6 protein-coding genes are annotated in these 13957 nt (G+C 42.0%); all 6 read right to left on the reverse strand.

Annotation, left to right across the window (positions count from 1 at the left end):
- Nucleotides 1-288 precede the first annotated feature (288 nt).
- The 6 genes from DEO27_RS17865 to DEO27_RS17890 all read right to left on the reverse strand — a co-directional run bounded on the left by DEO27_RS17865 (nucleotide 289) and on the right by DEO27_RS17890 (nucleotide 13516).
- Nucleotides 289-1842: an FG-GAP repeat domain-containing protein gene (locus tag DEO27_RS17865; protein WP_112567428.1), complete on the reverse strand. Its 1554-nt coding sequence runs from the start codon at nucleotides 1840-1842 to the stop codon at nucleotides 289-291.
- Between the two features lie 19 nt (nucleotides 1843-1861).
- A complete protein-coding gene (locus DEO27_RS17870; protein ID WP_112567426.1) occupies nucleotides 1862-3427 on the reverse strand; it encodes an FG-GAP repeat domain-containing protein in 1566 nt (521 codons plus the stop codon).
- A gap of 15 nt (nucleotides 3428-3442) precedes the next feature.
- Entirely contained in the window at nucleotides 3443-4765 is a 1323-nt protein-coding gene (locus DEO27_RS17875) for a vanadium-dependent haloperoxidase (protein WP_112567423.1), read from the reverse strand.
- Nucleotides 4766-4775: 10 nt separating this feature from the next.
- A complete protein-coding gene (locus DEO27_RS17880; protein ID WP_112567420.1) occupies nucleotides 4776-8390 on the reverse strand; it encodes a VCBS repeat-containing protein in 3615 nt (1204 codons plus the stop codon).
- Nucleotides 8391-8469: 79 nt separating this feature from the next.
- A complete protein-coding gene (locus tag DEO27_RS17885; protein WP_112567417.1) occupies nucleotides 8470-10239 on the reverse strand; it encodes a RagB/SusD family nutrient uptake outer membrane protein in 1770 nt (589 codons plus the stop codon).
- 28 nt (nucleotides 10240-10267) lie between these two features.
- Nucleotides 10268-13516, reverse strand: coding sequence for a SusC/RagA family TonB-linked outer membrane protein (locus DEO27_RS17890; RefSeq protein ID WP_112567414.1), 3249 nt, complete (start codon nucleotides 13514-13516; stop codon nucleotides 10268-10270).
- Nucleotides 13517-13957 lie beyond the last annotated feature (441 nt).

The following is a 13957-nucleotide window of genomic DNA, read 5'->3' on the forward strand; positions in this document are numbered from 1 at the left end:
TTTATCAATTTGTGGTACAAATGATACGATTTCAGGTTTTGGTAAAACAATTTAGTTGTTGGTGACAACACCTGCGGTGTTCGGAAGATTTTATAATTCCCTCCCCTGGGAGGGGTGCGGCAGGAATGCGTGTTGGCAGGGAAGGGTTATATGCCTAATTAACGAATAGGTATAGTTTAGAAACCTCTTCCTACACCCTCCCAGGGGAGGGAATCACACAATCCCGCACTTTTCTATTTCTTCCGAACAACTGTAATTACAACACCAACAACGGCCAAGTCTGGCGTATCACTTATGAACCGTCTTATTCTGTAGCACAATAATGGGCTCAAACATATCCCAATTGGGTTTATAATCTTTCTGGTTCATAAGCCCCTGCGCTCCTACCGAAAAATTGCCCAGCACAAGATCGGTATCTCCATCGCCATCAATATCACCGGCCTCCATTGAGATCCAGCGGCCCAGCAAATTTACAGGCACCTCATGAACTTTAAATTTACCAGGACTCAGCTGCTCATGGTAAGTAAAACCTTCGGTGGGATGATACTTGTAATCAGGAAAAAATGCGATCACAGCCAGGTCAAGATCGCCATCGTGATCAAAATCGGCGGCTATGGCTTTTGAACAGCCGTTGATATGGTAAAAATAGGTTTGTTTAAATTTCCAGTCGCCCTGGTTGATAAAAATATAAACCCCATGATAGGGTTTAAATACAGGCGAGTAATCATTATTATCGCCGCAGGTATATACAATATCTAATTTACCATCGTGGTTAAAATCAACCAACTGAAAACTGCTTGAGCCATATACCGGAGGGAAACGCATGATATTACGGGTAATGAAACCACCTTTTTTATCATTTAAAAACAGCCAGATACCTTCATCGGCCTGGGCAAATAAACAGGCTATATCAGGCCAGCCGTCACCGTTAAAATCGCCCGTATAAACTATTTCAGCGCCAGGAATTGCTCGAATGATCTTCCTTTTAAAAGAATGGTTGGTCTGTTGCTGCAACAGGAACAAGCCCCCTCTGTCACGACCAAAACCGCAACTCACGTAATCCATCAGACCATCTTTATTAAAATCAGCTGCTGCACTTTTAACGGGACGAGGCAGACTATCTTCCATTAAGGTGGTATCTTTTGATTTCCTGCTGAGATCAATGTGTGTTAACGTCCCCTTAAGCTGATCGTTTGGCGGAAGTATGCCTATGCAGGTAATTACGGCGCTATTAGGCTCGCTTGCCGATTGATAAAAAATAGCATCGGTAATGGGTGAATGAAACTTTTTGACAAGCGTGGCCGAGAGATCAGCATTCCAGCGATAAAGCTTATTACCGGCATCGCCTGTATAAAAATGCTTATCAACCGGATTAAATTTAACCATTGTGGTCATGGCCTCTCCCGATGTCGTATCAATCAACGCAGGTCGTTTCACCGAAAATATAGCCGAATCGATTACAGCATCAGGCTTTGGAATTTTCAGCTTTTTAGGAGAAGCATAACGGTAGTAAACAGCAATCTTTGTCCAGTCGGCAAGGGAAAGCACCGCATTTGGCCCGGCTATGTATTGATCCATAAAGGGGCGCATTCCAAGTTTTGTGCCCATAGCGGGCAAAATATATTTATCCCAGGTTGCACTATCCAATAATGAGGCATCAGGAGCTTCATGACAACTGCCACAGTATTTAACAGCCGTTTTTCTGGCATCAGCCAAAAGTTCCTCGTCGGTCTTTTCATGATCACCGCAGCTGTTCAAGGCAGCTATCACAGCTGCAAACATCATAGTTATGAGCAATAATAAACTAAGTCGCTTTATCTTCCCACCTTCGGCTTCCCTCATTTTCAATTTGGATATAGCGTTACTTTTTGGTGTGATTTTCAAGTACTACCAGCGGCAGGTGCTTGTCCCAATTAGGCTTAAAGCCATCCTGAAACATAAAGCCATCAGCATAGTTACCTAAAACAAGGTCGGGTTGGCCATCATTATTCAGATCTGTCATTTCCATGCACATCCAGTGGCCGTATTGACTAATTGGCGGGGCGTGCGGTTTAAAATCAAACGGCTTGCTTTGTTCAAAATAAATAAATTCCTCGGCAGGTGTGTTCTTCATGTCTGCAAAGAAGGCTATAGTAGCAATATCGATATCACCATCGCCATCAAAATCGGCAGCTATTGCTTTGGTACAACCGTTTATCGGGTAAAACCAGCGCTGTTTAAAATTCCAATTGCCGGTATTGGTGAAAATATATAAGCCATGGTAAGGTTTCAAAATCCGCGAATCGCGATAATTATAGCCACATGTTAATACCAGGTCGAGTTTACCGTCATGATCCATATCAACCAGCTGAAAACTGCTTGAACCGTATACAGGTGGAAAATGCAGCAGGTTGCGGGTAGTAAAACCTCCGTTTTTGTCATTTAATAAAAGCCAAAGGCCTTCATCGCCACTCCCTGTCAGGAGCATAACATCCGTCCAGCCATCATTATTAAAATCGCCGGCTAAAGCCTGTGCGGCACCCGGCTTGTCATAAATGGTCTGCTGATCATAAGTATGATCCTTATTTTGCTTAAGCAGGTAAACCCCGCCTTTAAACTTACCCTGACCGCAAACTACAATATCCTGCAATCCATCCTTATTAAAATCGCCGACTGCAGTGCCAACCGGACGTGGCAGATCTGACGCGATATAAGTTTGATCGTTATTAACCACTTTGGCATCCAGATTAACCTTCACTACCTTGCCATTTGGAAAATCAATTGGCGCCATACGGCCTATGCAGGAGAAAAAGCCCACATTATGTCCCAAGCTATCCTTGCCAAAAGTTACATCAACGGCTGCCGATGGAAGTTTGGCAATAGAATCCATTTTTAAATTGCTATCCCAGATATTCAGTTTTTCATCAACCGCGTCGGCACTGTACAATTTATGCGTAGCCGGATTGGTGGCTACCATGGTAGTGAAGCTTGTATAACTTACCGGTGCAGGCTTTTTAAGTGTGAAACCCGCCCAATCATTCATCAGCGGAATGGGCTTTTTAGCAGGAAGCACTGTGTCAGGAGCTGCCTTTTTATAATAATCTAAAATAGCAGTCCACTCGGCAATGGTAGCTCCTGCAGTATCAAGCGGATCATTTTTAAAATAAGACGAGCCACCATAAGTTGAAATATGCAGCGACGGCGCCATGTTAACCAACGTATGATTAAGCCAAACATCTTTTGGCAATGCATCAACAGGTACCAACGAATGACAACGGGTGCATTTTAACTGTACCAGGTTTTTACCATCAACTATAACATCGCCGGTAAGTTTATATGGTTGGTAAGCCTGCTTATGCTTACAGCTATTAAAAAGTGCCAAACCGGCAATTATTGCAGAAAATGATAACAGGGATGATATGGTTAACGTGCTTTTTTTAATAGTCATAAGATGGTTAAGCCGCTATTTTTTTAGTTTCAGTTTTTTCCAGATATACTCACCCACCTGACGGCCTTGCACAGCGCCCTGGTCAACACTGTTACGGAAGTGGATACCTCCATAAAACCTGCTAACAGAAGTTTCATCGGCAGCTTTCAAGAAAGAATCAAAGTGGCGCTGCATCCCAATATAGCGCAGATCGCTGGTATCCTGGTAGGCAAAGTTATCGCCAAATAAATGCGTAAGCACTACTGCCGAAGCGCCGCTGATGTCACTATGCCCGCTTGGATATTCAGGGAACGGAGGGGTTTGCAGCATAGGCAGCCAGTCGTGGTCAATTTTATCGTTGATGATGGTTACCGGCCTTATGTAGTTAGTTTCGTATTTAACCTGCCAGCCGCAAATAAAAGCATCATACAAGGCTATTGATGTAAGCGCGTAAGCCTGCGCGGTCTTTACCACATCGGCATGGGTTTGCTTGCAGGCAATGGCGGTTATACCAATCCAGTGACCGCCTGGGGTGATCTTTTTATTAGCAAACATCATGTGCCCGTTGTGCTCAATAACAAAAGGGTTATCGTCCCAAAACTTAGCAATCGTTTTTTGCTCCGGGGTGATGTTTTTGCTTTGGTTATACACCTCCATGGTTTGTTTGAAATACTGACTATCCTTGCTTTCACTAAAAGCAGGAGGAGGCGGCAACGGGAACATAGTTGAAGTATCAACCGCGAAAGTGTGCATAGTACCCCAGCAAAACTCAACTCCGTCCAGGTAATCGGGTGGTGTTGGATGCCAGTTACCGGGATTATCGTTACCTAAAAACCTGGGTTTGCCACGGGTTTGAGGATAATTATCAACCGATGCCCTTTTTAATATATACTTACCAATCTTTTCGCCAAACGCCATGGAACGGGCATAGGTTGAGTCATCAAGATTATCTTTATACATGGCGTAAACCTTGGCCTCGTATTTTTTCAATGAATCTATCGAAAATGTAACCTTATGCGCCACCGTAAAAAAAGCGTTTGTAGCGGCAAGTGTATAATTATACTTTACTCCTTGCTGAGGCTGTGGCGGCTGGCCAAAAGCCTTAAGCTGTGCAGTGATAGAATTATATTCAGGCTTTTCGTAACGAAGCGCCTCATAGGCAGCAAGTGTAGCATATCCATAAATACGACTGGCTACCGGAGGGGTAAAAACATCATATATAATAACCTGCGTAAGCTGATCAACGTTGTTATGAATAACGTCTTCATCCTTAATCAGTGGTATCTTTTTAGCCTTACCTCCGCAACCTAAAATAAGGGCACAACTTGCAGCGGCTATGAATATCCTCAAGATTCTCATTTATAATAGTTTAATTAATTGGAATATTTCGTTGATGGCCATAGCTGTCGGTTATGGTTACCGAAGCCATGTTATCATCAATATTAATAAATCTGCCCGACTGCGACAAGAAAGAATTGCCATTATAAAATTCCTGTCTGGCGGTTTTACCATTCTTGTATTTTACAGTAGCAAACGCGTCAAGCGGCTGCAGACTGTATGTTTTAACCGGCCTTTTCAACTCAAATAGTTTCATGGCGTCACGGTTTTGGGTAGCGGCCAGCAGGTAATTGCCCCTGGCTCCCTTAAGCTTAACCAATGCCTTACCATTACCAGGAATATAAATACCGCTTTGCATAATGCTGAGTGGTTTAAAGCCTCCTTTGCCATCGCCTTTAAGTAGCAAACCGTTAAATGCATCGTAACGGCCGGTTGCCACTTCGGTACCGTAGTCATTACCGTTTAGTGCAACGTCAAGATTGCCGTCCCCATCAAAATCATCAACGGTAATTCCGCATAACTCAGACATCTGTGCTTCAACAGGTAGCGGAATGGCGGTGAATTTCCCAGCTCCATCATTACGTAAATAAACCGACTGCAAATAATTCACTTTTAAACGAATTGCTCCTTCGCGCATTTTGGGTGTTATTACCGAATCCATTGTAGCGGTTGCAAATGATCGGTAGTTTTGGAACTTGATACGCATGCTGATCATCTGCTTAACAATATCATCACGACCAAAAGCCGGGAATTCCTGTAGTTTACCTTCCTGATCTTTCAGAAAAACAGACGGGAAAGCATCATAGCTACCGTTGTTGTCAAAATCTTTGGCTGTGATATAAATCGGGTACTGATCGCTTGCTTTATAAAAAGTATTTAAACCCGTGTTACCTACAATATAGTCGGTATCACCATCGTGGTCAAAATCGCCGGCGGCAATAGTATTCCACCAGCCAAGCTTATTTTCAACACCAGTACTTTGCGTTACATTTTTGTAAACGCCATGATCATTTTTAAGGAAAGTGATCGGCATCCACTCGCCTGTAAGGATCAGATCGGGCCAGCCATCGTTATTAAAATCGGTAAAAGTGGCGTCACAAACCAGGCCGATGTTATTTAATTCTTTAGCTACCGACGCAGATACGTCCGTGAATTTAACAACACCGTTTTTACTATCATTACGCAAAATAAAGCTTGATACCGGCTTAGGATAATTCCATGGATCAACGCGACCTGATACAAACAAGTCCATTTTACCGTCGCGGTTTATATCTGCTGCTTTTACACACAATTTGCTGGTCAGATTTTTAGGTAATGCATCCGGCTGTAATTTAAAATTACCTTTTCCGTCATTAACATAAAGTCTGTCCTGGTAATTTGATGAGCCCGGTTCGCTTTCATAGCCGCCGCTGGCTACATACAAATCAAGGTCGCCATCGCCATCGGCATCAAAAAGCAACATGCCTTCGTCCTTAATCCGCACCGGCGATATCATATGCGCCATATCATTAGGGTTACCAACAGGTGCAATAGTATTAGGCTGAGGTACCAGATCGCGCTGAATAAACTTACCGCTGGCTTGCTGCAACAATAACTGAGCAGGATATTTGGTTGTACCTCCTACAACCATATCATCAAAACCATTGCCATCCACATCGCCAACCGCTACAGCCGGCGTATATTCAGATAGTTTATGCGGAAGCAGCTTCTGAACGTTAAAGTCGATATAGTCCTGATCGTTATGTTTATAAGTTATCCCTGCCGATTTGGTGACGTCTTTAAATAACGCAACATTATCTATAGCCAGTTGCTTGTTACTATACTCAAGCTTTGCATCGGCAATTTTAACCTGGATTGTTTGATTGGTTTTAACATTGGTAAGCACCTGCTTTTTACCGTTATCCCAGCGAATCACCACCGAATCGAGCCTGGAAACGTTACCTAAGCCAAAATGGGCAATATTCTGGATGGTTGATAAATAGCCGCGATATGGTGTATTTTCATAATACTGATGTTTGCCATGATCATAATAGATATCGGCAAAGGCACCAAGGCCGTTCAGATTTTTAGCGCGGCCATGAAATTGTATATGAAAGTAATTGCTATTGTTTAGCGCGTTTTTACGGGAAGTATTTTTGTAGATGAATGCTTCGTCGTTAATATTGTTAATCACCATATCCATGGTGCCATCATTATCCAGATCGGCATAAGCACAACCGTTTGAAAACGACGGAACGCTCAGTCCCCAACTTTTGGTTACATCCTCAAATTGTACACCATTGGTATTGCGGAACGCGTAATTAGGTATTTTCACAACCGGAATCTGGTCAAGCACTTGCTGGGTTGACGCTACAGAATAGGCCATCTGCCTAAAGGTTATAAAATCATGATCGGTTACATCGCGCGGGTAACCATTGGTTATCACAATATCGCGATAGCCGTCATTATCAAAATCAGTTATCATAGGGCCCCAGCTCCAGTCTGTCTGGCCTACACCACTTAAAAAAGCCACATCACTAAATGAGGGATCACCAATGGAATCATTGCCTCCAACTCGCGGACCATTATTTAATTGCAGCGTATTACGGGTATATTGATACTGGTATTTATACCTATCAAAATTTTGAAATATCTGGTAGTTATTTGGTGGCATGAACATCTTTTTCCGGTAGTTATCCTCGGGGTTCATGTCAACCTCAAAAACATCGGCAAGGCCATCATTATTCACATCCTCAATATCCTGCCCCATCGAGCTGAATGCAGTGTGTTTAAAATACTCCTGTACCTTATCGGTAAAGGTACCGTTACCGTTATTGATGTATAAAATGTTATCTGTTAAAAAATCGTTGGTTACGTAAATGTCTTTCCATCCATCGCGGTTAATATCAACAATGGTAGCCGCATGGCCATATCCTTCGGTGCCTATACCCGCCTGTTTTGATACATTGGTATAAACGGGATGCTTTAGCACCGGATCCCAGTCGCAACGGAAAAGTTGCCCCGTACTGCGGTGGGTTCCATTAGTAATTATTGGCCTGAAAGTGCTTTGATTATCACCCGCTACAGCCTCATTAACGGTAAGGTACATATCCAGGTCGCCATCATTATCATAATCAAAAAACGATGCCATAGTGGAGTGTAGCTTTACATTAAGCCCGTATTCCTTAGCCATTTCTTTAAAATGCGGTATACCATCCTTACCTATACCCTGGTTTACATAAAGCAGGTTAGTGCGCTTAACCGAATCATCAAGCAAGGTATAACACACATAAATATCCATGAGTCCGTCGTTATTAATATCAACAACGGCCACTCCCCTGCCCCATCCGCCGCTGCCGCCAACACCTGCCGCCGTGGTTACATCATCAAATTTCATGTCTCCTTTGTTGAGGTATAGCTTGTTTGATGTAGTATTGGCCACAAAGTAAATATCCTGCAAACCATCATTATTGAAATCGCCTATCCCTACTCCACCGCCATTATACAAGTTAAGCTTGGTTAAGGGATTAATGGCATCGTTTTCAACAATTTTATTATTGAAGGTAATACCAGAGTGCGAGGAAGGGATCTGTTCAAAAAGTGTAGCTTTTTTACATGCACTAAATAAAACGGCAACCAGGCAAACAAGGGGAAAGGTGTACTTCATTATTTGGTTAGTAAACTATAAAAAAAGGTGGAGATAAATATCTCCACCTAAAGTTAAATATTTTAAAATCAATGGTTAATTAATAACCAGGATTTTGTTTCAGTTTTGATGCACCGGTTGAACCAGAAAGGTCAATTTCACTTTGAGGTATTGCGTAATATTCGTTTTTACCTTTAGTAAAGTGGGCACCGTTAAGCTGTGAGTTAGTGTTAATATCATATGCAAAGAAAGCATTGATCTCATCAGCCATGCTGCCTGTACCCTGATCCCAACGTTGTAAGTCGAAGAAACGCTGTCCTTCCATAGCCAGTTCAAGCTTACGCTCAAAATGGATAGCCGTACGGGCATAAGTTTTATCAGAAAACGCGCCTGCAGGATAAGGTTTAACCAAATAATTATCAGCAGGAGTGGTTTTTACTGTATACTCAGATTTTGACGGATCGTAAGGAGAATTTAAGTAAACCCACCAAACCGGATTTGCAGCACGGGCACGTACCAGGTTAACGTATTGTAGTGCCTTATCGGTACTTCCAACTTCAACCTCAGCTTCAGCAGCCATTAAAAGCACATCGCTCCAACGCATTAAGTTTACGTTGTTTGAGGTAACCTCGTTAGCAGCCCAATAGTTTTCAGTACTTGAGTTAGTGCCTTTTTCGGCAGATGAGTAAACATTTTTACGTGGGTTGAAAACACCATCCGTAGGGTCACGGATCCAGCTTGCAGGAGGATTACCCCAGTCAAGGTATGGTACATTAGGCCGGCCCATAGTGATGTCAATACGTGGATCTACTGTACCAGTATATGGATCAGTTTTACCACTTACTTTTTTACCAGTGTTGTATGAAGTAAACAATGGTAAACCATTAGCGTCGGTTTTAAAAGAGTTACCTAATGATTGTGAAGGGTTAAACCAACCGCAGCATGCACCAGGGCCGCTGTTGTAAGGGAAGTTCAACTCATCACCCGTATTACCGTTATTACCACCCGAGTTATCGTTAACAGAAGCCTGAGCAGCAAAAACTGATTCAACACTGTTTTTCTGACCTGCCTGAGGGCTAAAGTTTTTCTGCATGTTATCGTTCAATGCAAAATGATCGCCGCTTGGTTTTGTACCGTTAGGAATCAGGTTGTCATATAACGCTTTGGCATCTGCAAATTTGTGCTGGAACATTTTGGCTTTTGCCATGTAAGCTATAGCAATCCATTTATTAGCACGGCCTTTTTGTGATTGAGTAGCAGGGATATTATCAATACCTGCCTGTAAATCAGCTTCGATATTAGGCCAGATGTCCTTATCGTTAGGCTGGTTAGCATCGGCTTGTGTTTCATCGATATAAGGAATCATGTTGTACATTTTCTTAAGCTCCATGTAGTAATAGCCTCTTAAGAAACGAGCCTCACCTGTAATCCTTTTAACGTCATCGGCACCGATATCTTTTGCTAAAGGAAGTGTACGTAAAACGTCATTAGCACGGCTTACACCGTTAAAGCAAAGCTGATATTTTGATTTGATGTAAACGTTAGAAGTAGAATAGGTAAAGTTACCAACAGGTAAAGCGTCATTACCACCGTCTGATGGTTCTGAACCTTTGTAAGCATCGCCTGCGGCAACGCTACCAAACAGCCAGTTTGAACCGGCAGCATCAATACCGCCACCGTTACCACCCACACCGTCAAGCAAAGAATATGTACCAATCAATAAACTTTCAACACCTGTTTTATTGGCCACAATATTCGGGCTTAAGCTCTGAAGTATCGGCCTGTTAAGCATATCCTTGCGGCACGCATACACCAGGCACACCAACAGTAACACTATTGGTATGATCAGTTTCATTTGAATTTTTTTCATAACTTTTATATTAAAAATTTGTCACACATTAAAAAGAGGCGTTAACACCAATGTTGTATATCTTCTGACCGGCAGGATAGTTACCAAAGTCGATACCGAAGCTGGTATTATCTGTCAAGGTTGAAGGCTGAAGCTCAGGATCTAAACCGCTGTATTTAGTAATGGTGAATAAGTTGTTAGCTAACAAATAAAATCTTAGTCTCTTAATACCCAAAGCTTTGATTTGTGAATTAGGTACAGTATAACCCAATGTTAATGATTTTAACCTAACATAGGTACCGCTTTCAACATACCATGAGTTTGGATCACCGGTGTTATCTGCGTTAGCAGTACGGGTTAATACCGGGATAGTTGCCTGGCTGTTATCAGCACCTGGTTTCCAAACTTTAGGACCTAATATATCAGCACTTACGTTACCGGTAAATACTTGTGGGAAGTAAGTCCAGTATTTAATGTAATTGAAAATCTTGCCACCGAATGAACCGTAAACAAACGCATTCAGATCAAAGTTTTTGTAGCTAAGGTTAAATGTAAAACCGCCTGTAAATTTAGGGTTAGGGTTACCGATGAATGTTTTGTCATCAGAAGTGATCTTTCCATCGCCATTTACGTCGGCATATTTAAACAAACCTGGTCTTGCGTTAACATCGGTTGGTGAAGCAGCGATATCAGCAGCATCACGGTACAAACCGATAACTTTATATCCATAAAACTCACCTACTGGCTGGCCTGGCTGTAACCTTACAAAGTTTTGTAAACGGGTTGAACCACCGCTATTACGATCCTGGTATTTAAGGCCATTCAAATTGGTAACCATGTTTGAGTAGTGGCTCACGTTTAAGCTTAGATCATATTTCCAATCGCTGCCCACATTGCCGTGATAGCTGGTAACAATCTCAAAACCTTTATTTTTAATATTACCACCGTTAACATATGGTAAGTTTGAAACAGCAGCCGGAGCAAGTGCAATTGCAGGGTCGCCTGATTGGAATAATAAACCGGTAACTGATTTCTGGAAATACTCGAAAGTGAAATCCAACTTATTGTTAAGCAAAGTTGCATCAAAACCGATGTTCTTGATTTTATCAGTTTCCCATGTAGTTGCTAAGTTACCTTGTTGTATACGATATAAACCAGTAACGGTTGAGTTACCTGTACCGGTAATATCATAGTTGGCATTGCCGTTTGATTGAGCGTATAAGCTATAAGCATTGCTTAAGCGGGTTTCAACACCTGCAAGTGAACCTAAGCTACCATAACTTGCACGAATCTTCATGTCATTAAGCCAGCTTACATCTTTCAGGAACGCTTCTTTCGAGATCCTCCAACCAGCAGTTACCGCAGGGAAGGTACCCCATTGGTGACCAGGAGAGAAGTATGATGAACCATCACGACGTACTGTTGCACCTATGATATATTTTTCGTCAAACTGGTAATCCAATTTTGCGAAATATGAAAGCAGGCCAGAATCAAAAAGCTGATCAACACCGTTACTTGGTGGGTTAGCACCGTTAGCTACGGTTACATAGTTAGGGTCAAACGAGATATTATAGTTACCACCACCTGCGCGGATACCACGTCTATAAGTAGTAATAGCCTCAGAACCAGCTAATAAACTAATATTGTGTTTACCAAACTGTTGTTTGTAGTTTAAAGTGTTAGTCCAGGTATATTGGCTATTGTAGCCTGCAACTTCGGTAAAACCATTAGTTGAAGTGTTACCTTCAGAGTTTTCGTATGCAGGTACGGTAAAGTAATAGTAATAATAGTTATCAACTGCACCACCAAACTGGGTACGGATGGTGAAGTGTTTCAGGAAATCAGCTTCAGCATAAACGTTACCGGTTATATCCCAGTTATTGTTCCTGTTGTTTTTTGTACGTTCCTGAACGGCAACCGGGTTGCTTGAGTTACCTAAGCTACCTGAACGGGTACCGGCAAAGTTGCCCATGATATCATAAACCGGGATAATAGGTGGTTCACGATAAATGTATGATATAGCGTTACCTTCGTTTTGGTTATTGCTAAGGTTAGGGCTTCTTTTGTAGAAGATGTAAGCATTTTCACCTACGCGAATGTGCGGGCCAACAGCAAAATTGGTGTTTATCCTGGCTGCATACCTTTTAAAGTAAGTGTCAATTAAAGTACCTTGTTGATTAAGGTAGCTAATAGACATCAAGTAAGTAGACTTATCGCTACCACCGCTTGCAGTAATATTATGGCTTTGTATTGGAGCTGGTTTAAACACTTCATGAAACCAGTCGGTACCTTGTTTATTGGCACGGGTGATTTGATTGTCGGTAGTGAAGGGATTTAACAAATAAGTTGATGGGTTGGTTTTTGGATCACCTTCCTTACCACCAGCTGGCGTAATATAATCTGGAATTGTCCAGGTACCGGTTTTTCCTGGATCATATTGTGGGTTACCACCGGCTAAAGGGCTGCTACCATCAGCGTTAGGGCTGTTTTTATATGATTCGTAAATAGCCTCAACATAAGTTTTGGTATCCGCAAGTTTGAAACCATCTTTTAATGGCCTTTGAGTACCGTAATAAGCGTCGTAAGAGATAGTTGCAGCGCCGCTTTTGCCTTTTTTAGTTGTAACAACAACAACACCGTTTGAACCACGTACACCGTAAATTGATGCCTGACCGTCTTTCAATACCTGGATCGATTCGATATCGTTAGGGTTTACGTCGTTTAACGATCCCTGAACACCGTCGATCACCACAAGTGGTGCAGTGCTGAAAATAGAGCCCACACCACGAACGTTTACAGTAGTATTAGCACCCGGGTTACCAGAGTTTACTACCGTAACACCCGCTGCTGTACCTTGAAGTAAGCTGGCAGTGTTTGATGCAGGTACTGATTTCATTGTTGCAACGTTAACCACCGATACCGAACCGGTGATATCTTTTTTACGCTGAGCGGTGTAACCAGTTACCACAACTTCGTTAAGTGTACTGCTGCCCGATTGTAATGTAACACGCAGGTTTAAATCGGTACCTACTTTAACTTCGGTGCTTTGGTAACCGATATAACTAACTACCAGGGTATTGCCCGGGCTCAGTGTTAAGGTGAAATCACCATTAACGTCAGTTACAGTACCAGTGCTCGTACCTTTGACGCGTACAGATGCGCCAACGATAGGTAACTTATCGTCGGAGCCGATAACTTTACCTTTGTACTTTGTTTGTGCTGTAACTACCAATGAAGATACCAGGCAGCATAGCAGCAAACCCAAGTACCTTCCTTTTAGGAGTAAACTTTTAAACATGAGATTGAGATTTAGTTGATTAATATATTTGATTTAAGCTTTTTGGTCGATAATTGGAGTGGCTATGTTTTAAAATGAAAAATTGCACACTTGCGGGCAACCGGTTTGAACGGGGCTGTTGTGAGATGGGCCCTGTTAAACAGATTGATTGAAGATGAAATGCCGGAAAGTAAAAAATGTAAAGGTTTTATCATATGATCTTCTCTCGTATAAATTTTAAACTTTTTATCCGTGTTACCTTCTTTTCTGTGCTCCCGCTGCTGAAGCAACATCAAAGTTAAAATGTTATAATAATATTAGATTTTGAACGCTTTCTGCTAAAACAGAAATTTATATTGGCTATGGAACTAATGTAATTAGTGTGTACTGTATACACAAGTAAAAAAAGCAGATTTACAAATTAATTATTTATAGATCAATTTAACCGCTAAAATCACAAAC

This window comes from Mucilaginibacter rubeus, assembly GCF_003286415.2.
Lineage (GTDB): Bacteria > Bacteroidota > Bacteroidia > Sphingobacteriales > Sphingobacteriaceae > Mucilaginibacter > Mucilaginibacter rubeus_A.